25 protein-coding genes are annotated in these 25,937 nt (G+C 68.9%); 24 read left to right on the plus strand and 1 reads right to left on the minus strand.

The genetic code is table 11. The annotated features are described in order from the left end of the window. Window positions 1-33 precede the first annotated feature (33 nt). The 23 genes from glpD to ASG48_RS16150 all read left to right on the plus strand — a co-directional run bounded on the left by glpD (window position 34) and on the right by ASG48_RS16150 (window position 23,777). The gene (gene glpD, locus ASG48_RS16045; RefSeq protein WP_055852146.1) at window positions 34-1,545 is read left to right on the plus strand and encodes a glycerol-3-phosphate dehydrogenase; all 1,512 of its coding nucleotides are present in this window, start codon (window positions 34-36) and stop codon (window positions 1,543-1,545) included. Between the two features lie 71 nt (window positions 1,546-1,616). Beyond that, the gene (locus tag ASG48_RS16050; protein ID WP_055852148.1) at window positions 1,617-2,696 is read left to right on the plus strand and encodes an ABC transporter ATP-binding protein; all 1,080 of its coding nucleotides are present in this window, start codon (window positions 1,617-1,619) and stop codon (window positions 2,694-2,696) included. Window positions 2,697-2,705: 9 nt separating this feature from the next. Continuing rightward, a complete protein-coding gene (locus ASG48_RS16055; protein WP_055852151.1) occupies window positions 2,706-3,785 on the plus strand; it encodes an ABC transporter ATP-binding protein in 1,080 nt (359 codons plus the stop codon). Further along, window positions 3,782-4,669: a sugar ABC transporter permease gene (locus tag ASG48_RS16060; RefSeq protein WP_055852154.1), complete on the plus strand. Its 888-nt coding sequence runs from the start codon at window positions 3,782-3,784 to the stop codon at window positions 4,667-4,669. Before ASG48_RS16055 ends, ASG48_RS16060 begins: the two co-directional genes overlap by 4 nt. Then, window positions 4,666-5,571: a carbohydrate ABC transporter permease gene (locus ASG48_RS16065; protein WP_055852157.1), complete on the plus strand. Its 906-nt coding sequence runs from the start codon at window positions 4,666-4,668 to the stop codon at window positions 5,569-5,571. Before ASG48_RS16060 ends, ASG48_RS16065 begins: the two co-directional genes overlap by 4 nt. 3 nt (window positions 5,572-5,574) lie before the next feature. After that, window positions 5,575-5,859, plus strand: coding sequence for a DUF2160 family membrane protein (locus ASG48_RS16070; RefSeq protein WP_055852160.1), 285 nt, complete (start codon window positions 5,575-5,577; stop codon window positions 5,857-5,859). A gap of 118 nt (window positions 5,860-5,977) precedes the next feature. Next, window positions 5,978-7,756, plus strand: coding sequence for an ABC transporter substrate-binding protein (locus tag ASG48_RS16075; protein ID WP_055852163.1), 1,779 nt, complete (start codon window positions 5,978-5,980; stop codon window positions 7,754-7,756). 89 nt (window positions 7,757-7,845) lie between these two features. Continuing rightward, window positions 7,846-9,339, plus strand: coding sequence for a glycerol kinase GlpK (gene glpK, locus ASG48_RS16080; protein ID WP_055852165.1), 1,494 nt, complete (start codon window positions 7,846-7,848; stop codon window positions 9,337-9,339). 156 nt (window positions 9,340-9,495) lie between these two features. After that, a complete protein-coding gene (locus tag ASG48_RS16085; protein ID WP_055852170.1) occupies window positions 9,496-10,095 on the plus strand; it encodes a PadR family transcriptional regulator in 600 nt (199 codons plus the stop codon). Beyond that, entirely contained in the window at window positions 10,092-10,391 is a 300-nt protein-coding gene (locus ASG48_RS16090) for a DUF2218 domain-containing protein (RefSeq protein ID WP_055852172.1), read from the plus strand. The genes ASG48_RS16085 and ASG48_RS16090 overlap by 4 nt, the downstream gene beginning before the upstream one ends. Window positions 10,392-10,440: 49 nt before the next feature. Further along, a complete protein-coding gene (locus ASG48_RS16095) occupies window positions 10,441-11,139 on the plus strand; it encodes a TonB-dependent receptor (RefSeq protein ID WP_280138021.1) in 699 nt (232 codons plus the stop codon). Further along, window positions 11,136-11,261, plus strand: coding sequence for a hypothetical protein (locus tag ASG48_RS18865; protein WP_244486926.1), 126 nt, complete (start codon window positions 11,136-11,138; stop codon window positions 11,259-11,261). Before ASG48_RS16095 ends, ASG48_RS18865 begins: the two co-directional genes overlap by 4 nt. Before the next feature lie 119 nt (window positions 11,262-11,380). Next, the gene (locus ASG48_RS16100) at window positions 11,381-12,346 is read left to right on the plus strand and encodes a siderophore ABC transporter substrate-binding protein (RefSeq protein WP_082529537.1); all 966 of its coding nucleotides are present in this window, start codon (window positions 11,381-11,383) and stop codon (window positions 12,344-12,346) included. 74 nt (window positions 12,347-12,420) lie between these two features. Next, window positions 12,421-13,392: an iron chelate uptake ABC transporter family permease subunit gene (locus ASG48_RS16105; RefSeq protein WP_055852177.1), complete on the plus strand. Its 972-nt coding sequence runs from the start codon at window positions 12,421-12,423 to the stop codon at window positions 13,390-13,392. 64 nt (window positions 13,393-13,456) lie between these two features. Beyond that, entirely contained in the window at window positions 13,457-14,398 is a 942-nt protein-coding gene (locus ASG48_RS16110) for an iron chelate uptake ABC transporter family permease subunit (RefSeq protein ID WP_055852349.1), read from the plus strand. Next, a complete protein-coding gene (locus ASG48_RS16115) occupies window positions 14,395-15,153 on the plus strand; it encodes an ATP-binding cassette domain-containing protein (protein WP_055852179.1) in 759 nt (252 codons plus the stop codon). The genes ASG48_RS16110 and ASG48_RS16115 overlap by 4 nt, the downstream gene beginning before the upstream one ends. A gap of 238 nt (window positions 15,154-15,391) precedes the next feature. Beyond that, on the plus strand, window positions 15,392-16,315 hold the full coding sequence (locus tag ASG48_RS16120) for a D-ribose ABC transporter substrate-binding protein (protein ID WP_055852351.1): 924 nt from the start codon (window positions 15,392-15,394) through the stop codon (window positions 16,313-16,315). 198 nt (window positions 16,316-16,513) lie between these two features. Then, window positions 16,514-17,164 carry a DUF2291 domain-containing protein gene (locus ASG48_RS16125; RefSeq protein ID WP_055852181.1) on the plus strand — a complete coding sequence of 217 codons (651 nt, stop codon included), beginning with the start codon at window positions 16,514-16,516 and terminating at the stop codon, window positions 17,162-17,164. After that, entirely contained in the window at window positions 17,161-18,744 is a 1,584-nt protein-coding gene (locus ASG48_RS16130; protein ID WP_082529538.1) for a sugar ABC transporter ATP-binding protein, read from the plus strand. Before ASG48_RS16125 ends, ASG48_RS16130 begins: the two co-directional genes overlap by 4 nt. Further along, on the plus strand, window positions 18,741-19,808 hold the full coding sequence (locus tag ASG48_RS16135; RefSeq protein ID WP_055852184.1) for an ABC transporter permease: 1,068 nt from the start codon (window positions 18,741-18,743) through the stop codon (window positions 19,806-19,808). The genes ASG48_RS16130 and ASG48_RS16135 overlap by 4 nt, the downstream gene beginning before the upstream one ends. A gap of 63 nt (window positions 19,809-19,871) precedes the next feature. Then, window positions 19,872-20,699, plus strand: coding sequence for a phosphogluconate dehydrogenase C-terminal domain-containing protein (locus ASG48_RS16140; RefSeq protein ID WP_055852187.1), 828 nt, complete (start codon window positions 19,872-19,874; stop codon window positions 20,697-20,699). 104 nt (window positions 20,700-20,803) lie between these two features. After that, a complete protein-coding gene (locus ASG48_RS16145) occupies window positions 20,804-21,847 on the plus strand; it encodes a Gfo/Idh/MocA family oxidoreductase (RefSeq protein ID WP_055852190.1) in 1,044 nt (347 codons plus the stop codon). 4 nt (window positions 21,848-21,851) lie between these two features. After that, the gene (locus ASG48_RS16150; protein ID WP_055852193.1) at window positions 21,852-23,777 is read left to right on the plus strand and encodes a hypothetical protein; all 1,926 of its coding nucleotides are present in this window, start codon (window positions 21,852-21,854) and stop codon (window positions 23,775-23,777) included. Window positions 23,778-23,815: 38 nt separating this feature from the next. On the opposite strand, the gene ASG48_RS16155 is transcribed toward ASG48_RS16150, so the two are convergent. Then, complete coding sequence (locus ASG48_RS16155) at window positions 23,816-24,529, minus strand: transcriptional regulator NanR (RefSeq protein ID WP_055852196.1); 714 nt, start codon at window positions 24,527-24,529, stop codon at window positions 23,816-23,818. A gap of 130 nt (window positions 24,530-24,659) precedes the next feature. Here ASG48_RS16155 and oiaX point away from each other — a divergent pair, with 130 nt between their 5' ends. Continuing rightward, window positions 24,660-25,934 carry a 3-oxo-isoapionate-4-phosphate decarboxylase OiaX gene (gene oiaX, locus ASG48_RS16160; protein ID WP_156381648.1) on the plus strand — a complete coding sequence of 425 codons (1,275 nt, stop codon included), beginning with the start codon at window positions 24,660-24,662 and terminating at the stop codon, window positions 25,932-25,934. Window positions 25,935-25,937: the final 3 nt, after the last annotated feature.

Here is a 25,937-nt window from a genome sequence, read left to right on the forward strand (position 1 = left end):
CGGCGAATTTGCTGCGATGCGAAAGGGTGGACCATGAAGCACTTCGATATTTTCGTCATCGGTGGCGGCATCAACGGCTGCGGCATCGCCCGCGACGCCGCGGGGCGCGGCTATAGCGTCGGCCTTGCCGAGATGAACGACCTTGCGAGCGGGACCTCGTCCTGGTCGACCAAGCTCATCCATGGCGGCCTGCGCTATCTGGAGCATTACGAGTTCCGGCTGGTGCGCGAGGCGCTGATGGAGCGCGAGGTGCTCTGGCGCATCGCGCCGCACATCATCCGCCCGCTGCGCTTCGTGCTGCCGCACGCCAGGGATCTTCGGCCGGCCTGGCTCCTGCGCCTCGGCCTCTTCATGTACGACCATCTCGGCGGCCGGAAGGATCTGGCCGCGACGAAGACCGTGGACCTTTCGAAGGGCCCGCTCGGCGCGCCCCTGAAGAAGGTCTTCACCCGGGGCTTCGAATATTCGGACGCGCGGGTGGACGATGCCCGCCTCGTCGTCCTCAACGCCCGCGACGCGGCCGCGCACGGCGCCGACATCCGCGTGCGCACCGAGGTGACGGAGGCGCGGCGCGAGGGTAGGCGCTGGACGATCACGCTGCGAGAGCGCGGCACCGGGCGCACCAGCACCGTCTCGGCCGATTTCCTCGTCAACGTCGCGGGCCCGTGGGTGGACCGCGTCATCCAGTCGGCGATGGGACGCAACGAGGCGCGGCACATCCGGCTCGTGCAGGGCTCGCACATCGTCACGAAGAAGCTCTACGACCACGACCGGGCCTACATCTTCCAGAACGCCGACAACCGCATCATCTTCGCCATCCCCTACGAGGACGACTTCACCCTCGTCGGCACCACTGACCACGACTTCAAGGGCGAGCCGGGCGAGGCGAAGATCACCGAGGCGGAGACGGACTACCTCCTCTCCGCGGCGAGCGAGTATTTCGAGCGGCCGCTGCAGCGCTCCGACATCGTCTGGACCTTCTCGGGCGTGCGCCCGCTCTACGACGACGGCGCCTCCAAGGCGCAGGAGGCGACGCGCGACTACGTGCTGAAGGTGGAAGGCGACAAGGCCCGGGGCGAGGCCGCGGTGCTGAACGCCTTCGGCGGCAAGATCACCACCTACCGGCGCCTCGCGGAAGAGGTGCTGGAGCGCATCGGCGAGCGAATCGGCACGCGCGGCAAGGGCTGGACGGGCGACAAGCCCCTGCCCGGCGGCGGTTTCCCGACGGACGGCGTCGCCGAACTCGAGCGCAGGGTCGAGGCCGCCGCGCCCGGCCTCGACAAGCGCAGCCTTCGCCGTATCGTGCGCGCCTACGGGCTCGACGCGCTGACCTTCCTGTCGCCCGAAGGGCCCGGCGAGGATTTCGGCCACGGGCTCGGGCGCGCGGAGGTCGACTGGCTGATCGCGCGCGAGTGGGCGATGACCGCCGAGGACGTTTTGTGGCGGCGCTCCAAGCTCGGCCTGCGCTTCACGGCGGCCGAGACGGAGCGGCTGGAGACCTACATGCGCGACCATGCCGGACAGGACCGCCTCGCGGCGGAGTGAGACGCGGGCGCCGGGCCTCGTCGGCCGCGTCCGAACCTTTGAAGACATGCTGGCAACCTCGGGAGGGTGCGGTGCTGGAACTGATCGACGTCGGCAGGACCGTCGGAGCGGAGACGCACATCGCGAATGTGTCGTTGAAGCTCGAGCGCGGTTCGCTGAACGTGCTGCTCGGTCCGACGCTTTCGGGCAAGACGAGCCTGATGCGCCTGATGGCCGGCCTCGACCGGCCGACGACGGGGCGCATCGTGATGGACGGGCGCGACGTCACCGGCGTGCCCGTGGCCAAGCGCAACATCGCCATGGTCTACCAGCAGTTCATCAACTACCCGGCCATGACGGTCTACGAGAACATCGCCTCGCCGCTGCGCCTGCAGGGCAAGAGCGCGTCCGAGATCGACGCGGCGGTGCAGAAGGCCGCCGGGCTGATGAAGCTCGCGCCCTATCTCCAGCGCACGCCGCTCAACCTCTCGGGCGGCCAGCAGCAGCGCACGGCGCTCGCCCGGGCGCTCGTGAAGAACGCCGAGCTCGTGCTCCTCGACGAGCCCCTCGCCAATCTCGACTACAAGCTGCGCGAGGAGTTGCGCGAGGAACTGCCGCGGCTCTTCGCCGAGACGGGCGCGGTGTTCGTCTACGCCACGACCGAGCCGACCGAGGCGCTGCTCCTGGGCGGCAACACGGCGACGCTCAGCGAAGGCCGCGTCACGCAGTTCGGCCGCACGCCCGACATCTATCGCCGTCCGGCCGATCTCGTGACGGCGCGCACCTTCTCCGATCCGCCGCTGAACGTCCTCGACCTGACCAAGCGCGGCGATCGCCTCTCGGCGTCGGGCCTTCAGGTACCGGTGCCGGCGAAATTCGTGGGGCTCGCGGACGGCGCCTACAAGGTCGGCCTGCGCCCCCATCATCTCTCGCTCGGCGCGCAGGGCGCGAGCGGCGTGCGGCTGAAGGGCCGGGTCGTGATCTCCGAGGTCACGGGCTCGGAAAGCTTCGTCCATGCCGACTGGGACGACACGCGCATCGTGGCGCTGGTGCGCGGCATCCACCGCGTCTCGCCGGGCGATGCGGTCGAGCTGCAGTTCGACCCCGCCGACATGCTTCTCTTCGAGCCGACGGGGCGCGCGGTCTCGCCCGCCCTCGCGATGGCGGCTTAGGAAACGACGATGGCCCGAATCCGGCTCGACCATATCCGACACGCCTACACGCCCGAACTCGCCAGGGCCGGCAACTACGCGCTGCGCGAGATCGACCACGCCTTCGAGGACGGCGGGGCCTATGCGCTTCTGGGCCCTTCGGGCTGCGGGAAGACGACGCTCCTCAACATCATCTCGGGGCTCCTCACCCCGTCCGAGGGCCATGTGCGCTTCGACGAGCGCGACGTGACGGAGCTCTCGCCGGAGCTGCGCAACATCGCGCAGGTGTTCCAGTTTCCGGTCATCTACGACACGATGACGGTGCGCGAGAATCTCGCCTTCCCCCTGAAGAACCGCAAGGTGCCGAAGTCCGAGATCGACCGCCGCGTCTCCGACATGCTGCGCCGCATCGGGCTGGAGGCCAAGGCCGACCGCAAGGCGCAGGGGCTGACGGCCGACGAGAAGCAGAAGATCTCGCTCGGGCGGGGTCTCGTTCGGCCGGACGTCAACGCCATCCTCTTCGACGAGCCGCTCACCGTCATCGACCCGCACATGAAATGGCAGCTGCGCTCGCAGCTGAAGGAGCTGCATCGCCAGTTCAAGATGACCATGGTCTACGTCACGCACGACCAGACCGAGGCGCTGACCTTCGCCGACAAGGTCGTCGTCATGTATGACGGCGAGGTCGTGCAGATCGGCACGCCCGAAGAGCTCTTCGAGCGGCCGCGCCACACATTCGTCGGCTATTTCATCGGCTCGCCCGGCATGAACGTGCTGCAGTGCCGGATGGAGGGCGGGCAGGCCGTGGTGGGCGAGGCCCGCATCGCGATGCCCGGCGGCGAGACGCCGCTGGCGGCGGCCCGCACCGAACTCGGCATCCGGCCGGAATTCGTGCGCCTCGTGCCGCGCGGCCAGGGCCTGCCCATCACCATCGACCGCGTCGAGGACGTCGGCTCCGAGCGCATCGTGCGCGCCTCGCTCTTCGGGCAGAAGCTCGTCTCCGTGCTCGGGGAAGGCACGGGCCTGCCGAGCGAGGTGGACGCGGTGTTCGAACCCCACGCCCTCAATCTCTATGCCGATTCATGGCTCGTCGAGCGGAGGCCGTCATGAATAAGACGTTCGACAACAAGGCCTGGCTCTTCGTCCTGCCGGTGCTGCTGCTCGTCGCCTTCTCCGCGGTGATCCCGCTGATGACGGTGGTGAACTACTCGGTCCAGGACACGTTCGGGAACAACCAGTTCTTCTGGGCCGGCACCGACTGGTTCGTGGAGACGCTGACCTCGGAGCGCTTCCACCAGGCGCTCGGGCGCAACCTCCTCTTCTCGGCCATCATCCTGGCGATCGAGGTGCCGCTCGGCATTCTCGTGGCGCTCGCCATGCCCAAGAAGGGCATCTGGGTGCCGATCTGCCTCGTGCTGATGGCGCTGCCGCTGCTCATTCCCTGGAATGTCGTCGGCACGATCTGGCAGGTCTTCGGGCGCACAGACATCGGCCTTCTCGGCCACACGATCGCGGCGCTCGGCATCGAATACAACTACGTGCAGAACACGTTCGACGCCTGGGCGACGCTCATCGTCATGGACGTCTGGCACTGGACCAGCCTCGTCGTGCTGCTCTGCTATGCCGGCCTCGTCTCGATCCCCGACGCCTATTACCAGGCCGCCAAGATCGACGGCGCCTCGCGCTGGGCCGTGTTCCGCTACATCCAGCTGCCGAAGATGGGCCGTGTCCTGCTGATCGCCGTGCTCCTGCGCTTCATGGACAGTTTCATGATCTACACCGAGCCCTTCGTCGTCACCGGCGGCGGCCCCGGCAACTCCACCACCTTCCTTTCGATCGACCTCGTGAAGATGGCGGTCGGACAGTTCGACCTCGGTCCGGCGGCGGCGATGAGCCTCGTCTACTTCCTGATCATCCTCCTCCTTTCCTGGATCTTCTACACCGTGATGGAAAACGCCGGCCGCGACCGCGCCATGAAGGAGCCGGTGGAATGAGCGCGCCCACGATCGCCACCTCGCGCGTCGCCGCCGACGGCATTCCGGGCGCCGCCCATTCGGAAGTCGCGCTGAAGGCGCGCTCCCGTCGCCGGTCGGGCTCGTTCCGCCCCAAGGCGCTGATCCCGATCGTCTACATCCTGTTCCTCCTGTTGCCGATCTACTGGCTCGTCAACATGAGCTTCAAGACCAATGTCGAGATCACCAACGCCTTCACGCTGTGGCCGACCGAGCCGACCTTGCGCAACTATGCCGTGATCTTCACCGATCCGTCCTGGTACAACGGCTATATCAACTCGATCATCTATGTCGTCATGAACATGGTGATCTCGGTCGCCGTCGCCCTGCCGGCCGCCTACGCCTTCTCGCGCTATCGCTTCCTCGGCGACAAGCATCTGTTCTTCTGGCTCCTGACCAACCGCATGGCGCCGCCGGCCGTCTTCGCCCTGCCCTTCTTCCAGCTCTATTCCGCCTTCGGCCTCATCGACACGCATATCGCGGTGGCGCTCGCGCATTGCCTCTTCAACGTGCCGCTGGCGGTGTGGATCCTCGAGGGCTTCATGTCGGGCGTGCCCAAGGAGATCGACGAGACGGCCTATATCGACGGCTATTCCTTCCCGAAGTTCTTCTTCAAGATCTTCATGCCGCTGATCGCGAGCGGCATCGGGGTGGCGGCCTTCTTCTGCTTCATGTTCTCCTGGGTCGAGCTCCTGATCGCGCGCACGCTGACGGTGACGGACGCCAAGCCCATCTCCGCCATCATGACGCGCACCGTCTCGGCCTCGGGCATGGACTGGGGCGTCCTGGCCGCCGCCGGCGTCCTCACCATCATTCCCGGCGCGATCGTGATCTGGTTCGTGCGCAACTACATCGCCAAGGGCTTCGCCCTGGGGAGAGTGTGACCTATGCCCGACCTGTCCTGGATGGCCTGGACCTGGCCGACCGCGATCTTCTTCCTCTCCATCTTCGCGCTGCTGGCGCTGATGGGCGCGTGGGAATACGCCTCGCCCGGTGGCAACCCGCGCTACGGCATCCTGCGCTTCGAGACGACGCGCGGCGACCGCCTGTTCCTTTCGCTCCTCGGCTCGGCCTTCATCTGCCTCGGCTGGCTGGGCCTCACCGAACTCCCGCTCTGGTACGCGCTGATCGGCTGCGCCTTCTATGCGGGTCTCGTTTTCCGCCTCGTGTGAGGCGGCTCGACCTTTCGCCCCTTCCCCGGGGCGGGATACGGCGTGCGCGACCTCGGCCGGTCGACGCGGAACGCGCTGTGCTTGGCGACCGGCTGTGACATCTCTGGGAGGAGACATCATGAAACGTCATTGGATGATTTCGAGCGCCGCGCTCGCGATCGCGCTCGCCACCGGTCCGGCCATGGCCGACATGGCGGCGGCGACCAAGTTCCTGGATGCGGAGATCAAGGATCTCTCGACGCTGTCCCGCGCCGACCAGGAAAAGGAGATGCAGTGGTATATCGATGCCGCCAAGCCCTATGCCGGCATGGAGATCAAGGTCGTCTCCGAGACGATCACCACGCATGAATACGAGTCGAAGGTGCTGGCGCCCGCCTTCACCGCCATCACCGGCATAAAGGTCACCCACGACCTGATCGGCGAGGGCGACGTCGTCGAGAAGCTCCAGACGCAGATGCAGTCGGGCGAGAACATCTACGACGCCTATGTCAACGACAGCGACCTCATCGGCACGCACTGGCGCTACAACCAGGTGCGCAACCTGACGGACTGGATGGAAGGCGACGGCAAGGCCGTGACCTCGCCCACGCTCGATCTCGCCGACTATATCGGCACCGACTTCACCACGGCGCCGGACAAGAAGCTCTACCAGCTGCCCGACCAGCAGTTCGCCAACCTCTACTGGTTCCGGTACGACTGGTTCAACGACGAAAAGAACAAGGCCGACTTCAAGGCGAAGTACGGCTATGATCTCGGCGTTCCCGTGAACTGGTCCGCCTACGAGGACATCGCCGAGTTCTTCACCGGTCGCGAAATCGACGGGAAGAAGGTCTTCGGCCACATGGACTACGGCAAGAAGGACCCGTCCCTCGGCTGGCGCTTCACCGACGCCTGGCTCTCCATGGCCGGCAACGGCGACAAGGGCCTGCCGAACGGCCTGCCGGTCGACGAATGGGGCATCCGCGTCAACGAGCAGTCCCAGCCGGTCGGCTCCTGCGTCGCGCGCGGCGGCGACACCAACGGCCCGGCCGCCGTCTACTCCATCCAGAAATATCTCGACTGGATGAAGGCCTACGCGCCGCCGGCCGCCCAGGGCATGACCTTCTCCGAGAGCGGCCCCGTGCCGGCCCAGGGCGAGATCGCGCAGCAGATCTTCTGGTACACGGCCTTCACCGCCGATGCCGTGAAGCCGGGCCTGCCGGTCGTGAACGAGGACGGCACGCCGAAATGGCGCATGGCCCCCTCGCCGCACGGCGTCTACTGGAAGGACGGCATGAAGCTCGGCTACCAGGACGTGGGCTCCTGGACCCTGATGCAGTCGACCCCGGTCGACCGCGCCCAGGCCGCCTGGCTCTACGCGCAGTTCGTCGGCTCCAAGACGGTCGACGTGAAGAAGAGCCATTACGGCCTGACTTTCACCCGCGAGTCCACCATCCGCGACAAGAGCTTCACCGAGCGCGCCAAGGATCTCGGCGGTCTCGTCGAGTTCTACCGTTCGCCGGCCCGCAAGCAGTGGTCGCCGACGGGCACGAACGTGCCGGACTACCCGAAGCTCGCCCAGCTCTGGTGGCAGGCGATCGGCGATGCCGCCGCCGGCAACAAGACGCCGCAGGAAGCCATGGACTCGCTCTGCGCCGAGCAGGAAAAGGTGATGCAGCGTCTCGAGCGCGCGGGCGTGCAGGGCGACAAGGGCCCCAAGCTCAACGAAGAGCGCGACATGGAATACTGGGTCGAGCAGGCCAAGGCCAACGGCACGCTCGCGCCCCAGCCCAAGGTCGAGAACGAGAAGGAAAAGCCCATCACCGTCAACTACGACGAGCTGGTGAAGAGCTGGGCCGACGCCAGCGCCTCCGGCGCGGCCGGTTCGGCCACCCCGGTCTCGGCACCGGCGAAGTAGGCTCGCCCTTCCGCAACGCCTCAGGAAAGGCCGGGCCCGTCCCGGCCTTTCCCATATCCGCACCAGAGTCTCGAAGAAGGCGCCTTTCCATGTCCGGCTATGTCCTTGCGATCGATCAGGGAACGACCTCCTCGCGCGCGATCGTCTTCGACGAGAGCTTCCGCATCGTCGGCGTCGGGCAGCAGGAATTCGAGCAGCATTTCCCGCGCTCGGGCTGGGTCGAGCACGATCCGGAGGACATCTGGTCGAGCGTCGTGGCCACGATCCGCTCGGCGCTGGCAGACGCCTCGCTCTCGGCGGGCGACATCGCCGCCATCGGCATCACCAACCAGCGCGAGACGACGCTGATCTGGGACCGGGAGAGCGACAAGCCCATCTACAACGCCATCGTCTGGCAGGACCGGCGCACCGCCGAGGTCTGCCGCGGCCTCGTGGAGCGCGGCCTCGAGCCGACGATCACGCAGAAGACCGGCCTCATCGTCGATCCTTACTTCTCCGGCACCAAGATCGCCTGGATCCTCGACAATGTCTCCGGCGCGCGACAGGCGGCCGAGGCGGGCAAGCTCGCCTTCGGCACGGTCGATTCCTTCCTCCTCTGGCGCCTCACCGGCGGCAAGGTGCACGCGACGGACGCGACCAACGCGTCGCGCACCATGATCTTCGACATCGAGGCGAACGATTGGGACGACGAACTCCTGTCGCTCCTCGACATCCCCCGCGCGCTCCTGCCGGAAGTGAAGGACTGCGACGCCGAGTTCGGCACGAGCGATCCCGCCCTGTTCGGCGCCGCGATCCGCATCTGCGGCATGGCCGGCGACCAGCACGCGGCGACGCTCGGGCAGGCCTGCTTCAGGCCGGGCATGATGAAATCCACCTACGGCACCGGCTGCTTCGCCGTTCTCAACACCGGCACGACGCGCGTGCCCTCCTCCAACCGTCTTCTGACGACAATCGCCTATCGGCTCGGCGGGCGCACCGCCTTCGCCCTGGAAGGCTCGATCTTCATCGCGGGGGCGGCCGTGCAATGGCTGCGCGACGGGCTCGGCCTCGTCGACCGGGCCGACCGCACCGGGCCGATGGCCGAGGGCGCGGACGAGATGCAGGACGTCTATCTCGTGCCCGCCTTCACCGGCCTCGGCGCCCCCTGGTGGGACGCGGAGGCGCGCGGGGCGATCTACGGGCTGACCCGCAGCACCGGGCCGAACGAGATCGCCCGGGCGGCGCTCGAGGCCGTCTGCTTCCAGACCGCCGACCTCCTCGACGCCATGCGCAAGGACTGGTCGGGCGCCGACGACACGATCCTGCGCGTCGACGGCGGCATGGTCGCTTCGGACTGGACGATGCAGCGCCTCGCCGATCTCCTGAACGCGCCGGTGGACCGGCCGGTCGTCCTGGAGACCACCGCGCTCGGGGCGGCCTGGGTCGCCGGGCAGAAATGCGGCGCCTGGCCCGACATGGAGGGCTTTGCCGCCCGCTGGCGCCTGGAGCGCCGCTTCGAGCCCTCGATGGACGCTGTGACGCGCGGCCGCAAGCTGACCGGCTGGGGCAAGGCCGTGCGGCGGACGCTGACCGCCGGCGCCTGAGTCTCGTTGCAGTCCGACAGGTTCGAACGGCGCCGCGGGGCGCCGTTCGTGTTTGGAGACGCCCCTCCCGCGGGGCATCGAACCCGGCGCCCAGCCGACCCGATATGAGTCCCGATATATCTTGATTGACGATATATCGCGTTCTATATCGGCTTCATGAAACACGGACATCACGGCGGCTTCGACCGCGACCCCACCCTTCCCGAAACGGACGCTCGGCACCGTCCCGACCATCCGCACGCCCGCCCGCATCGCGGCGGGCGACATGGCGGCGGACGTCACGGCGGACGCGTCTTCGACTATGGCGAGCTGCGCCTTCTGCTCCTCGCCATGCTCGCCGAGGCGCCGCGCCATGGCTACGAGCTCATCAAGGTCATCGAGGAGCGCTTCGCCGGCAGCTACACGCCGAGCCCGGGCGTCATCTATCCGACGCTCTCCTGGCTGGAGGACATGGGCTACGCCTCGGTCGAGGCCGAGGCGGGCAACCGCAAGCTCTACCGCGTGACCGAGGAGGGCGGCGCCTTCCTCGCCGCCAACCGCAGCGCCGCCGACGAGCTCATCGCGCGCGGCGCGGCGGAGGGACCGGGCCCGCGCGGCGGCCGGCCCGACCTGCCGGCGCCGATCCTGCGCGCCATGGAGAACCTCAAACTCGCCATGCGGCTGCGGCTGCGGCAGGGCCCGCTCGACCCGCAGACCGCCGAGACCATCGCCGCCGCGCTCGACGCGGCCGCCCAGACCGTGGAGCGCAGCCGATGACCGAGACCCAGACCCTGCGCGCTGTGGCGCATGTGCCGACCGCCCATGCCTCCAAGTACCTGCAGCAGCTCTGCAAGCACTTCGCGCACAAGATCCCCGCGACCTTCGACGAGGCGCAGGGAAGCCTCGCCTTCAGCCTCGGCGACTGCCGCCTGACGGCTCGCGGCGGGACACTGGAGCTGGCCGTCTCCTCGCCGGACGCGGCGGCGCTGGCGCAACTCGAGGACGTGGTCGCGCGCCATCTCGTGCGCTTCGCCTTTCGCGAGGAGCTCGCGATCGACTGGCAGGCGGCCTGATCGCCGGAAAGGCGCGACGATCGATCCCGGCGGCGACGACCAGCGCCGGATCTACGAGCGCCAGCACGACAAGGCGGCCTACGAGGGCCGGTACGAATGGGGCACGGTGATCGCCGACGTCCAGGACCACACGATCGAGGACGTCTCGCTCTTCGCGGAGGACGAGTGGCAGATGACCGACACCTTCGCCCTCACCGGCGGCGTGCGGATGAACTATCACGAGGTCTACAAGGAAAACGTCTCGCCCCGCCTCTACGGGGTCTGGCGCCCGGCGGAGAGCTGGACGGTGAAGGGCGGCGTCTCCACCGGCTACAAGGCGCCGGAAACTCGCCAGATCGTGGAGATCTACACCGATGCGACCGGCGGCGGCGGCTGCTTCTACGGGCCTGCGAACCGGCTTCGCCCGGGGCGCAGGCCCTGCGGCGTCATCCGCGCCAACACCGATCTCGTGCCCGAGACCAGCGTGAACGACGAGCTCGCCACGCTCTTCGACAGCTATGACGGTTTGCGGGCCGGCGCGACCGCGCCTACAGTGCCGACGGCGGTTCCGCCCGCTGGTCGCAGGACCCGAACGACACGCTCTTCACCTATTCGAACGTCGACGAGGCGCGACTGCGCGGCGTCGAGCTCACCGCGGGGTTCGACCCGACGGCGACGATCACCATCAATGCCAGCTACACCTATACGGTCGTCGCCCGGCGCTACGACGCCCATTTCACCGCCGATCTCGGCGCGAGCTACGCGGTGAACGAGGCGCTGAAGGTCAACGCGGCGGTCTACAACCTCTTCGACGAGGAGGTGCTGCCGGACGAGTTCAACACCGTCGTCGAAGGCCGCCGCTTCTCGGCCGGCGTGACCGCCTCGTTCTGAAGCGCCGCGCCGCGGATTTGCGCTCGCCCCTTCCACCACTCTTATCTTGACTGTAATCATCCACTATTCGGCGGTCGCCGGGTTTCCCCCGGTCGCTCCGTTCCGTCCAAGGATCTGCCATGCCGTTCTCTCGCCTCCTCGTCGGTGCCCGCGCGCGCCTCGCGCCCCGCGCCTCGCGACGCCTCGTCGTCGCCGGGCTTCTGTCCGGCCTCCTTCCGGCGCTGCCCCTTCCCGCCGCCGCCCAGGACACCGTGACGGTCGCCACCGCCCGCGGCGAGGTCAGCGTGCCGGCCCGGCCCCGCACGGTCGTCGTCTTCGACCTGCCCTCCATCGACACGCTGGACGCGCTGGGCGTCGAGATCGCCGGCGTTCCCCAGGGCCCCATCCCGACCTTTCTCGAGAAATATGCCGGCGAGCGCTACGCCAAGGTCGGAACGCTCTTCGAGCCGGACCTCGAGGCCGTGGCGGCCCTCATTCCCGATCTCATCATTGCCGGCGGCAGGTCGCAGGAGAAGACCGAGACGCTGAGCGCCATCGCGCCGACGATCGACATGACCGTGCCCGCGACGGATTTCGTGGGCGGCGCCGTGGCCCGCGTCGAAGCCTTGGCGACGATCTTCGGCAAGGAGGCGGAAGCGAGGACGCGCATCGACGCGCTGAGATCCTCCATCGCCGCGCTGAAGGCCGAGAGCGCCACGGTGGGCACGGGGCTGATCGTGCTCACCACGGGCAACCGCATGAGCGCCTTCGGGCCGGGCTCGCGGTTCGGCGTGCTCCATAGCGAATTCGGCATCGCGCCGGCCGATACCGGCCTCGACACGGCGAACCACGGCGAGGCGGTCTCCTTCGAATATATCGCCAAGACCGATCCCGACTGGCTCTTCGTGATCGACCGCGACGCCGCGATCGGGCGCGGTTCGGCGGCCGCGATGCTGAAGAACGAGCTGGTCGAGAACACCAGAGCCTGGAAGGCGGACCAGGTCGTCTATCTCGACCCGGCCAACTGGTATCTCTCGTCCTCGGGGCTCCAGGCGATGCAGAAGAATGTCGACGAACTCGCGACGGCCCTCGCCAGGCGCTCCTGATCCGAAGGCCGACCATCCGTCTCGCGCCGCGCCCACCGCGCCGCGACCTCGTTTCCAGGCAGTCTCATCCCTCCATGACGCACCGCGCCATCCTGACGCTTTCGGGCCTTGCGCTCGCCTGCCTCGCGCTCGCCAGCCTCCTTGTCGGCGCCGGCGACCTGTCGCTTTCCGGCATCCTGGCGGGTGACGGGAGCGGCGGCGAATGGCGCCTCCTCCTCGCGAGCCGCCTGCCGCGGACGCTCGCGGCGATCCTTGCCGGGGCCAGCCTCGCGGTGGCCGGACTCATCATGCAGATGCTCTCCTCCAACCGCTTCGTCGAACCCTCCACGGTCGGAACGACGGAAGCGGCGAGCCTCGGAATGCTGTGCGTCACGATCCTCGCGCCGGGCCTGTCCGTCTTCGCGAAGATGCTCGTCGCCGGCGCCTTCGCGCTTGCCGGCACGGCGCTGTTCATGGCGATCGTCCAGCGGCTCGAAGCGCGGTCGGGCTATCTCGTTCCGCTGATCGGCCTCATCCTGTCGGGCATTATCGGGGCGATGGCGAGCTTCGTCGCCTTCCGGACCGACCTCGTGCAGTCGATCGGCGCCTGGACGAGCGGCGACTTCTCGGTCGTCCTGCGCGGCCGCTACGAGCTTCTCTGGATCGCGCTCGCGCTGACGGCAGCGGCCATCGTGGCGGCGGACCGGTTCACGCTCGCCGGGATGGGGCGCGACATGGCGACCAATCTCGGCATCGCCTACGAGCGGATCGTGATGCTCGGCCTGATCGTCGTCTCGCTGGTGGCGGCGGTGACGATCGTCACGGTCGGCAGTATTCCCTTCGTCGGACTCGTCGTTCCGAACCTCGTCTCCCTGGTCGCCGGCGACAACGGCCGGCGTACGATCCCGTATGTCGCCTTGGCGGGCGCCGGACTGGTCCTCGCCTGCGACATTGTCGGCCGGCTCGTGCGCATGCCCTACGAAATCCCGGTCGGCACGATCATGGGCGTCGTCGGTGCGCTCGTCTTCCTCTCCATCGTCTTCGGCCGGAGGCCCGCCTTTGGCTGACCTGTCCTCGCGCGGCACCGCCTCGCCGGCGCTCGCGGGCGCCGAAGCGCGCTCAAGACCCGCCCTGCCGCTCGCCATCCCGGTCCTCGTACTGGTCGCGCTCGCCGCCTGCCTCCTCTTCCTGACGCTCGGCGCGCGCGGCGACTGGTCCTTCGTCCTGACACTGCGGGGCGGCCGGCTGGCGGCGATGGTGATCGTCGCCCATGCGGTGGCGGTCTCCACCGTCGTCTTCCAGACGATCGCGGGAAACCGCATCCTGACGCCGTCGATCATGGGCTTCGACGCGCTCTACGCCCTGATCCAGACCGTCCTCGTGTTCCTGGCCGGGGCCGCCTTCGCCGCGACGCTCGATCCGCGCGTCCTCTTCGTCGGCGAGGTGGCCGCCCTCGTCGTCTTCGCGGGGCTTCTCTACGGCACGCTCCTCTCGGCCGGCGCGCGCGATCTTCATCGCCTGCTCCTCGTCGGCATCATCCTCGGCGTTCTCTTCCGCTCGCTGGCCGGCCTCCTGCAGCGCCTCATCGACCCGAACGAGTTCGTGGTCCTTCAGGACCGGCTCTATGCGAGTTTCGGCGCGGTGCCGCCCGGCCTCCTCGCCGTCTCGGCGGCCATCGTCCTGGCCGCCAGCCTCGCGGTCTGGCGCCTGCGGCGGGTGCTCGACGTCCTCGCGCTCGGTCGAGAGCGCTCCATCGCGCTCGGCGTCGACCATCGGCGACTGGTCTTTCTCGTCCTGGCGCTCGTCGCCGTTCTCGTCAGCGTCTCCACCGCGCTGGTCGGGCCGGTCACCTTCTTCGGCCTCCTCGTCGCGGCGCTCGCGACGAGCCTCGTCGGCGGACGCAGCCACGCCTTGCTCCTGCCCGCCGCCTCGCTCGTCGCCATTGTCTGCATCGTCGGCGGGCAGACGATCCTGGAACGCCTGCTCGGCTTCGACGGCGCCCTCGGCATGGTCGTGGAGTTCGTCGGCGGCCTCGTCTTCCTGGCGCTTCTCCTGCGGAAAGGCATCGCATGATCGAGGCGGAGGCTCTCACCAAGCGCTACGGCGAGACGCTCGTCGTCGACGGCGTGTCGCTGACGATTCCCGCCGGCGGGATCACCGCCATCATCGGGCCGAACGGCGCGGGAAAGTCGACGCTCCTCTCCATGCTCGCCCGGCTGTTGCCGATGGACGCAGGAAGCGCGGCGATCGACGGCCTCGACGTGACGCGCAGCCCGAGCGACCTCCTCGCGCGGCGTCTGGCCATCCTGCGGCAGGAGAACGGGCTCACCGTGCGCCTCACCGTGCGCGACCTCGTCGCCTTCGGTCGCTTCCCCCATTCCAAGGGTCGGCTCGGGCCGGAGGATCGCGCCAGGATCGACGAGGCGATCGCCTATCTCGATCTCGGCGCCTTCGCCGAACGCTATCTGGACGAGTTGTCGGGCGGCCAGCGCCAGCGCGCCTTCGTCGCCATGGTGCTGGCGCAGGACACCGGCACGATCCTCCTCGACGAGCCGCTGAACAATCTCGACATCCGCCACGCCGTCTCGATGATGCGCCTCCTGCGGCGGGCGGCGGACGAACTCGGCAAGACGATCGTCGCCGTCCTCCACGACATCAACTTCGCCGCCGCCTATGCCGACCGGATCGTGGCCATGCGCGGCGGCCGGATCGCGCATCAGGGCCCGGTGGACGCAATCGTCAGCGAGGCGGTCATCGGGGAGGTCTTCGGCCTGCCGGTGATCGTGCGCGAGGTCGAGGGCCAGCGCACCTGCCTCTTCCGGCGCTGAAACCGCGCGTTCCCGCCGGACGGGGCACGACATCCCGTCAGCAGGGTTTCAGACATTACCTCATCATACCAGTTGACGACGCGATGCGTTTCGCCGACTATGGACGGGCGGGCCAACGTCGGGAGGCGACCCGCTCATGTCAGCGCCGCGAGACCCGTCCTGCCGCCCCGTCCGGGCCGGCCGCCGATCCTTGCCGGCCGGAGCGAACTGGGAGAAGTTCCGCGTGTTGAAGACCCTGATGATGTCCGCGGCGACCGCCGCCCTCATGACCTTCGCCCTGCCGCTCGGGGCTTCGGCCGCCGACCTCATGGCGATCATGACGCCGAGCCACGACAATCCCTTCTTCAAGGCCGAGGCCGAGGGTGCGGCCGCCAAGGCCAAGGAACTCGGCTTCGAGACGCTGATCCTCGTCCACGACGACGACGCCAACAAGCAGAGCCAGATGTTCGACACGGCCATCGCGCGCGGCGCCAAGGCGATCGTGCTCGACAATGCGGGCGCCGCCGCCACCACCGCTGCCGTCCAGAAGGCCAAGGACGCGGGCATCCCGACCTTCCTAATCGACCGCGAGATCAACGAGACCGGCATCGCCGTCTCCCAGATCGTCTCCAACAACTATCAGGGCGCCCAGCTCGGCGCCGAGGAATTCGTCAAGCTGATGGGCGAGGCTGGCCCCTATGCCGAGCTCGTCGGTCGCGAGGCCGACACCAATGCCGGCATCCGCTCGGGCGGCTATCACGACGTGATCGACCAGTATCCGGACATGAAGCTCGTCGCCAAGCAGTCGGCCAACTGGAGCCAGACCGAGGCCTTCGAGAAGATGCAGACGATCCTTCAGGCCAATCCCGAGATCAAGGGCGTGATCTCCGGCAACGACACGATGGCCATGGGCGCCTGGGCCGCGCTCGAAGCGGCGGGCCGCAAGGACGTGATCGTGGTGGGCTTCGACGGCTCCAACGACGTGCGCGACTCGATCAAGGCCGGCGGCATCAAGGCCACCGTCCTGCAGCCCGCCTACCGGCAGGCGCAGCTCGCGGTGGAACAGGCCAAGATGTATCTCGACACCGGCAAGACCGGCGCCGAGGAGAAGCAGCTCATGGACTGCATCCTCATCAACGCCGAGAATGCCGACAAGCTCGAGACCTTCGCCCTGAAAGACTGAGGATCGGAGGCGGGACCCGCGCCGGACGCCCGCCCGACCGGCGCGCCGCCGGCGCGGATCCCGCTCCCTGAACGATCGCTCGCGCGGCGCAGGCGGAAGCGGCGACGCGCGCCGCCCGCGCCAGGCGTCGGGCGCCTCTCCCGGCCGCACGGGCGGCACCGGCGCGACCCGCACCAAACCCCATCGAGCGAAACGGCCATGCCTCAGCTTCCGCGAAGTCTTGCCCCGGCGCTCGCGCTTCTGGCTCTCGCCCTGCCCGCCTGCAAATTCGTCGACACGGCCGAGCTCGCAGCCCGGCGTCAGGCCGCGGCCGCGCCGACGGCCAGCGCCTCCGGCACCGCGCTCTACGGGGCGAAGGTCGTGCCCTATGTCAACGAGAAGGCCGTGCCCTTTGGCGAGATCCGCACCGCCGCGGCGGCGGATTTCGCATCCGCCGGCGAACGGTTCGGCTACCGCGAGGTGAAGGAGGGCGCGCCCTTCAATTTCCTCGCCCGCGTCGCCGGCACCATCGTCTCCGCCGACACCAAGTCGCGCGCCGCGACGGCTTTGGTCGACACGGACGGCGACGGAACCGGCGACGTCACGATCCAGCTCGGCCCCGTCATCAAGGGCACGTCGCTGCGCGACGCCCTGCCCTTCGTCACCTTCACGAGCTACGCCAACCAGATCGAGTTCGCGGACGTCGCCAAGGCGTTCAACAGCCAGGCCTACGAGACCGCGCTGAAGGCGCTGCCGCGCGAGGCGCTGGTCGGCCGGAGCGTCGAGGCGGTCGGCGCCTTCACCCTGAAGTCGGGCGCCGACAGGGTGCTGCTCACGCCCGTCTCGGTGACGCTGGGAGGCGGCGCGTGAGCGAGGCCGCCCGACCCGACGCCATCCCCCTCGCCGACGACATCGTCCTCTCCGTGCGCGGCGCGACCAAGGTCTATCCGGGCACGCAGGCGCTGAAGGGCGTCGATTTCGACGTGCGGCGCGGCGCGGTCAACGTCCTCGTCGGCGAGAACGGCGCGGGCAAGTCGACGCTGATGAAGATCATCGCCGGCGTCGAGCAGCCGACGACGGGCGAGATCGTCCTCGACGGCCAGCCGATCGCCCTGCCCTCCACCGCGGCGGCGCGGGCGGCGGGCATCGGCATCGTGTTCCAGGAGCTCAACCTCTTCCCGAACATGACCATCGCCGAGAATATCTTCATCGGCCGCGAGAAGACGCGCGCCGGCATCGACATCGACATGCCGGCCCAGCGCGCCGTGGCGGCCGCGCTGCTCGAACGCCTCGAACACGCCAATTCGCCGGACACGCTGGTCGCGGACCTTCGCATCGGCGAGCAGCAGATCGTGGAGATCGCCAAGGCTCTGGCGCAGGACGCGCGCATTCTCATCATGGACGAGCCGACCTCGGCGCTCTCGGCGGCGGAGGTCGAGATCCTCTTCCGCGTCATCGGCGAGCTGAAAGCCCAAGGGGTCGCCATCGTCTACATCTCGCACCGGCTCGAGGAGCTGGTGCGCATCGGCGATTTCATCACCGTCCTGCGCGACGGGCGCATCACCGGCGCGCGGGCGATGACGGACGTGGACGTGCCCTGGATCGTGCGCGCCATGATCGGCGCCTCCTCCAAGGACTTCGCCAAGACGATCCACCACGAATTCGGCGCGGAAGTGCTGCGCGTCGAGGAGATGACGCTGCCGCGCAAGGCCGGCGGCTTCGCGGTGGACCACGTGTCCCTCTCGCTGCGGCGCGGCGAGATCGTCGGCATCTACGGGCTGATGGGCGCCGGGCGCACCGAGCTCCTCTCCTGCATCATGGGCCGGGAAGAGGCCGCCACGGGCCGCGTGAGCCTCGACGGGCAGGACCTGTCCGACCGCAGCATCCACGGGCGCATCAAGCGCGGCGTCGCGCTGATTCCCGAGGACCGCAAGGCCGAGGGGCTCGTGCAGATCCTCTCGGTCGCGCAGAACATGAGCCTCTCCTCGCTGAAGAGCTTCACGACGGGCTTCCATCTCGACCTGGCCAAGGAGCGCCGTTCGGTCACCGACTTCGTCCGCCGGCTCGCCGTCAAGGTCGCGGGGCTGGAGAGCCCGGTCTCCTCGCTCTCGGGCGGCAACCAGCAGAAGATCGTCATCGGCAAGGCGCTGATGACGGGGCCGAAGGTGCTGCTGATGGACGAGCCGAGCCGGGGCATCGACATCGGCGCCAAGGCCGAGGTCTTCCGCGTCATGCGCACGCTCGCCGCCGAAGGGCTCGGCATCCTCTTCGTCACCTCCGACCTCGAGGAGGTGATGGAATTGTCCGACCGCATCATCGTCATGTCGAACGGGCGCGTCACCGGCGACCTGCCGCGCGGCGAGGCGAGCGAGGAGGCGGTCGTCGCCCTCTCCGCGCTCGGCCACGGCCTCCACGAGACACGTCCCACCGCCGCGGAGAACCGGCCATGACCCTCGCCCCCGCAACGGCGCCGACGGCGCGCCGGGACGTGTCGCCCGTCCTTCTCCTCCTGAAGGCGCGCACCTTCATCGCGCTGATCGCGGTCGTCCTGTTCTTCTCCTTCGCCGCGCCGAACTTCCTGTCGACGGCCAACCTCATCATCATGGCCGAGCATGTGGCGCTCAACGCCTTCCTCGCCATCGGCATGACCTTCGTCATCATCACCGGCGGCATCGACCTCTCGGTCGGCTCGATCGTCGGCCTGTGCGGCATGGTCGCCGGCTATCTCGTGCTGAACGGGGTGGAGATCGGCGTCCTCGGCCAGACCGTGTTCTTCAACACCGCGGAGATCGTGGCGATCACGCTTCTCGTCGGCGTGCTCGTCGGCGTCGTGAACGGGCTTCTCATCACCCGCCTCAACGTCGCGCCCTTCATCGCGACCCTCGGCACGCTCTATGTCGCGCGCGGCATGGCGCTCCTCTCCTCGGACGGCGCGACCTTTCCGAACCTTCGCGGCTCGGCCGAATGGGGCACCGACACGTTCCCGCTGATCGGCGCCGGGTCCTTTCTCAGCATTCCCGTCTCGATCTGGACGCTGATCGTCGTCGGGCTGGGCGCAGCCTATCTCGCCGCCCGCACGCCGCTCGGGCGCTACATCTACGCCGTTGGCGGCAACGAGAAGGCGGCGGCGCTCTCGGGCATCCGGGTCAACCGCACGAAGATGTTCGTCTATATGTTCTCCGGCTTCTGCGCGGCGATCGTCGGGCTGATCGTGGCCTCGCAGCTCGTCGCCTCGCATCCGGCCACCGGCGAGACCTTCGAGCTGAACGCCATCGCCGCGGCCGTCCTCGGCGGCACCTCCATGTCGGGCGGGCGCGGCAGGATCGGCGGCACGATCATCGGCGCCTTCGTCATCGGCATCCTCTCGGACGGTCTGGTGATGATGGGGGTCTCCTCCTTCTGGCAGACCGTCATCAAGGGCCTCGTCATCATCGCCGCCGTCGTCGTCGACCAGTTCCAGCAGCGCCTGCAGCAGCGCATCGCCCTGCAGCGCCAGGCCGCCCTCGGGCGCTGACCGCCTTCGAGACGGAAGCCCGTTCCAGACAGAAGCCCGTTCCAGACAGAAGAAAGACCAGACATGACAGCGATCGCCCTGTTCGGCGCCGGCGGCAAGATGGGCTACCGGCTCTCCTCCAATCTCAAGGGATCTCGTTTCGACATGCGCCATGTCGAGCTGAGCCCGGCCGGCCGCGAGCGCCTGAAGTCCGGCCTCGGCTTCGACTGCGTGCCCCAGGACGAGGCGTTAAAGGGTGCCGAGGTCGTCGTGCTCGCCGTGCCCGACACCCATATCGGCAAGGTCGCCTCGGCCATCGTGGACGACCTCGCCCCCGGCACCATCATCGTCATCCTGGATGCCGCGGCCCCCTTCGCGGGCCACCTCCCCAAGCGCGCGGACATCACCTATTTCGTCACCCATCCCTGCCATCCGCCGATCTTCAACGACGAGACCGATCCCGCCGCCAAGCGCGACTTCTTCGGCGGCGTCGCGGCCAAGCAGCATATCGTCTCGGCGCTGATGCAGGGGCCGGAAGAGCACTTCGCGCTCGGCGAGGAAGTGGCCAAGGTCATCTGGGCGCCGGTCATGCGTTCGCATCGCGTCACGGTCGAGCAGATGGCGCTTCTGGAACCCGGCCTGTCGGAGACGGTCTGCGCCTCGCTTCTCGACGTCATGCGCGAGGCGATGGACGAGGTGGTGCGCCGGGGCGTGCCGCGCGAGGCGGCGCGCGATTTCCTGCTCGGCCACATGAACGTGCTCGGCTCCGTCATCTTCGAGGAGACGCCGGGCGTCTTCTCCGATGCGTGCAACAAGGCCATCGAATTCGGCAAGCCGATGCTGATGCGGCAGGACTGGAAGCGCGTGTTCGAGCCGCAGGAACTGGCGGACTCGATCCGCCGCATCACCTGAGGCAGGCAAACCCGCTCCGATCCGCCGGCGGACGGCGGCTCCGCCAAGCCCAACGCCTCGGCACGCACCGGCGCCCGCGGCCATCGCAGGAAAGACGAGCGAGAATGGCACTCCTCGAAGGCGGCCTCATCGGCTGCGGCTTCTTCGCCAACAACCATCTGAACGCCTGGCGCGATCTCTCGCGGCAGGCGGACGGAGCCGCCATCGTCGCCTTGTGCGACCGTGACGCCGCGCGGCTGGCAAGGGTCGCGGCCGCCTTCGGCATCGAGCGCACCTATACGGACGCGGCGGCGATGTTCGCGGCCGAAAGGCTCGACTTCGTGGACATCGCCACGACCGCGCCGACCCATCGCGCGCTGGTGGAACTGGCGGCCGCCCACAAGGTGCCGGTGATCTGCCAGAAGCCGATGGCGCCGACCATCGCGGACGGCCGCGCCATGGTGGCGGCCTGCGAGGCCGCCGGCGTGGCGATGATGGTCCACGAGAACTTCCGCTGGCAGAGGCCCATCATGGCCGTGCGGGACATCCTGACCTCCGGCGCGATCGGCAGGCCGTTCTGGGGCCGCGTTTCCTTCCGCTCGGGCTACGACGTCATTTCCGGGCAGCCGTATCTCGCGGAGGGCGAGCGCTTCATCATCGAGGATCTCGGCGTCCACGTGCTCGATACCGCGCGGTTCCTCTTCGGAGAGGTCGCGCGGCTGACCGCCTCCACCGCACGGGTGAACCCCGCCATCAAGGGCGAGGACGTCGCGACCATGCTCCTCGTCCACGAGAGCGGGGTCACCTCCATCGTCGACTGTTCCTATTCGAGTCGGCGCGCACGCGAACTCTTCCCCGAGGTGCTGATCGATGTCGAGGGCAGCGAGGGCTCGGTGCAGCTCGACGCGGGCTACAAGCTGACGCTGATCTCCAAGGCGGGCGCGGAGACGCGCGACGTCTCCCCGACGCTGCTCGACTGGGCCGAACGCCCCTGGCACGGCGTGCAGGAAAGCGTCCTCAACATCGAGCGCCACTTCGTCGCGACGCTGCGGGCGGGGGTCGAACCGGCGACCTCCGGCGCCGACAATCTCAAGACCTTCGCCCTCGTGGAAGCCGCCTATGCGAGCGCGGCGAGCGGCAAGACGGTCGATCCGGCAAAGGTCGCCTGACGCGATGGCGAGAAGCGCGGCCGACCGCCTGAAGCTGACCGGCACGAGCGAGCCCGTGCCCGTTCCCCGCCGCCTCGTCGCCGGCCCGTTGGAGGCGGATTTCGTGGACGCGGGCCTTCGCGCCATCCGCTGGCACGGCGTCGAGGTCCTGCGCGCGATCGCCTATATCGTACGCGACCGCGACTGGGGCACTTACGCGCTCGACATCGCCGATCTCGTCGTCGAGGAATTGGATTCCGGCATTCGCGTGAGCTACAGCGCCACCTGCCGCTCGAACGAGGGCGCGGTGCTGCGCCTTGCCGCCGCCATCGAGGCGGATGCGGGCGGGCGCCTCGCCTTCACCGTCGAGGCGACGCCCGACGCCGCCTTCGAGACCAATCGCTGCGGCTTCTGCATCCTCCACCCGATCGAGGGCCTGGCAGGGCGACCGGTCACCGTCACCCAAACGGACGGCACGGTCGAGCAGGCGCGCTTTCCCGAACGGATCGAGCCCTGGCAGCCCTTCAAGGACATGCGTGCCATCGCGCACGAACTGGCGCCCGGCCTCCGCGCCGTCGTGACGATGACCGGCGACCGGTTCGAGATGGAGGATCAGCGCGCCTGGACGGACGCCTCCTACAAGACCTATGTGCGCCCGCTCGCCGAGCCCTGGCCCTATCGCCTGCCGGCCGGAAAGACCGACCGGCAGGCCGTGACGCTCTCGATCGACGGCGACCGCGGCGGCGTCCCCGCGCCGGCCGTCCGGCCGGGCGCGGAGGGCGTCTCCCTCTCGCTCGCAGGCGTCACGGATGTCTTCCTGCCGCGCATCGGCGTCGCAGTCGCGCCGGAGGAGGTGGGCCAAGCGCTCGCGGCAGCGGAGCGCCTTGCCGATCTGGCGCCGCGTCATCTCCTCCTGCATTTCGATCCGACGGCCGGACATGGCGCGCGGGAACTGGCGGCGCTCGCAGCCCTCGCGCATGTCCTGCCGGGCGTCCCGGCCATGCTCGAATGCGTCGTTCCCGGCGTGGATGCTCCAGCCGTCGAGCTGCCGCGGCTCGCAGCGCTCGTCGGCGCCTCGGCGCTGCGTCCCGCCGCGATCGTGGTCGGGCCGTCCGTCGACCGCCAGTCCACCCCGCCGGGCAGCGCCTGGCCGGACTGTCCGCCGCTGGAGGAGATCTACGAGGCGGCGCGCGAGGTCTTTCCCGGTGTGGCGCTCGGCGGCGGCATGTTCAGCTACTTCACCGAGCTGAACCGCAAGCGCGTGCCCGTCGCGCATCTCGATTTCGTCACCCACGCCACCTGCCCGATCGTCCACGCGGCGGACGATGCGAGCGTGATGCAGTCGCTGGAATCCCTGCCCTTCGTCACCGCCTCGACGCGCGCCTTCGTCGGCGACACGCCCTACCATCTCGGGCCGACGACGATCGGCATGCGCCAGAACCCCTACGGGTCGCGGACCATGGACAATCCGCAGGGCCGGCGGATCGCGATGGCGCATGACGACCCGCGCCAGCGCGGTCTCTTCGCGGCCGCCTGGCTGACCGGCTACGCCGCGCGGCTGGCGGGCGGCGAGGTCTCGAGCTGGACCGGCGCCTCCTTCGCCGGTCCGCGCGGACTTCTCGCCGGGGGCGAGACGGTGGTGCCGGCCTTCCATGTCGCCAGGGCGCTCGCCGACCTCTCCGGATGCCGCCGCCGCACGCTCGCCTCGTCGGGCCGCGCTCGGATCGACGGGTTCGCGGCGATGCGGGCCGATGGCGATACGGAGGTCTGGCTCGCCAACCTCACCGCGGAGGCGCAGGCCTTCCGCATGGATGCGCGGCCCCGCGAGGCTTGGTGCCTCGACCTTGCCGGATTCGACGCCGCCGCCGGGGGTCGCCTGCCCCAAGGCGATCCCGGCGCCGGGCTGATCGGGCCCTATGCGGTCATGCGGTTCCTCGTGGCCTCATCGTGACCGCGGGACGAGAAGGCCGCCATGCCGCCGCCCGGCCGCTAGCCCGCCTGATGGACGTAGAGGGCGCGCGAGCGCTCCAGGTGCCGCACCATCGCGCTTTCCGCCTCGCCCGCATCGCGCGCCCGGATCGCGGCGACGATCTCCTCGTGCTCGACCAGCGTGAGGTTCTCCTTGCCGGTCCAGATGAGGAGGTCCGTATGGTACTGCTTCAGCCAGCCCAGCATGGATTCGGCGACGGCCTCCAGGATCGGGTTGCCGGAGATCGCGGCGATGCGCTGGTGAAAGCGCATGTCGGCGGCGATGAACGTGTCGGCGTCGCCGAGCGCGGCGCGCTGCGCGGCCATGAGCGCTTCGAGCGCCGCCACGTCCTCGGCCGTCGCGCGCTCCGCCGCCTGAACGACGAGGCCGCGCTCGAAGAAGATCCGTGCCTCCTTCAGATGGTCGAGCGCGGTCGGCGAGGTCTGCAGCATGATGGCCGCCGCCGCATCCACCTGCCCGAACAGCGAGCGCGGCGTCATCTTCAGGACGCGCGCCCGCTCGCCGTGCGAGATCGCCAGGAGCCCGATCCCGGCCAGCGACTGCATGGCCTCGCGGATGGCCGGGCGCCCGACCCCGAAGCGCTCCATCAGTTCGCGCTCGGAGGGCATGGCGTCGCCGGGCTTCAGTTCGCCTTCGGTGATCATCGCCTTCAGCCGCGCGAAGACCTCGGCGGAGAGCTTGCGGCGAACGATCGGCTCGGACGAAACGGACATGGCGTTCGGGTCTCCAGGGGCAGTGCGTCCCAGCCGGGATCGAAGCAGGCCGGGGCGCGCGGCATGCTCATCATACGAGATGGCATCGTGCGGCGGGAGAGCCGACGCCGTGCCGGGAGGGAGATTTAGGATGAGCGACACAATCGTCGTGACCTATCGCATCGAGACGGCCGGAAGCGTCGCCGCGCTCGCCGAGACGATCGCCAGCGACCAGTCCACCGGCACGTTCGTCGCACTTCCCGGCGAGACGCCGGCGCTGAAGGCCCGCGTCGGCGCGAGGGTTCTGGCCGTGCGCGACCTCGGCACGACCGAGGAGGCCGGCTTCGGCGCCGAGGCGGCGCCCGCACCCGGCCCGTACCGGCGCGGCGAGGCCGATATCGCCTTCCCCCTGGAGGCCGTCGGCGTCGATCTGGCGGCACTTCTGACGATCTGCATCAACGGCGTCTACGCGATCAAGGGCTTCACCGGCATCCGCGTCGTCGGACTATCCCTGCCCGCCGCCTTCTCCGAGCGCTATCCCGGCCCGCAATTCGGCATCGACGGGTCCTTCGCCCTGACCGGCGTTGGGCGCGGGCGGCCGATCATCGGCACCATCGTCAAGCCGGCGCTCGGGCTTTACCCGCACGAGTCGGCCGCGATGATCCGCGACCTGGCCGAGGCCGGGGTCGATTTCGTCAAGGACGACGAGAAGCTGATGGGCCCGGCCTATTCCAGCCTGAAGGACCGCGTCCACGCCGTCATGCCCGTGATCCGCGACCACGAGCAGCGCACGGGCAAGAAAGTGATGATGGCCTTCGGCATCACCGCGACCGACCCCGACGAGATGTTGCGCAACCACGACATCGTGCTCGCGGCGGGCGGCAACGCGGCGGTCGTCAACATCAACTCCATCGGCCCGGGCGCCATGCTCTTCCTGCGCAAGCGCTCCGGCCTCGTGCTCCATGCCCATCGCAACGGATGGGACATCCTCACGCGCCATCCCGCGCTCGGGCTCGACTTCGCGGTCTACGAGACGCTCTGGCGGCTTCTCGGCGTCGACCAGTTCCAGATCAACGGCATCGCCGCGAAATACTGGGAGCCCGACGCCTCCTTCGTGCGCTCCTACGAGGCGCTGCGCAAACCGCTGGCGCGCGCGACGGACAGGCCGCTGCCGGTGGTCTGTTCGGGCCAATGGGGCGGGCAGGCGCCCGAGACGCTGCAGGCCACGCAGGGCTCGACCGACTTTCTCTATCTGTGCGGCGGCGGCGTCGTCAGCCATCCCGGCGGCCCGGCCGCGGGCGTGAAGGCGGTGGGTCAGGCCTGGGACGCGGCCAAGGCCGGCGTGCCGCTCGACGTCCATGCGCGCGACCATCCCGAACTGGCCGCCTCGCTCGCCAAGTTCGGCCCCGCGCCGTCCGCCCCCTGATGG

The sequence above is a fragment of the Aurantimonas sp. Leaf443 genome (assembly GCF_001425575.1).
In the GTDB taxonomy this organism is placed as follows: domain Bacteria; phylum Pseudomonadota; class Alphaproteobacteria; order Rhizobiales; family Rhizobiaceae; genus Leaf443.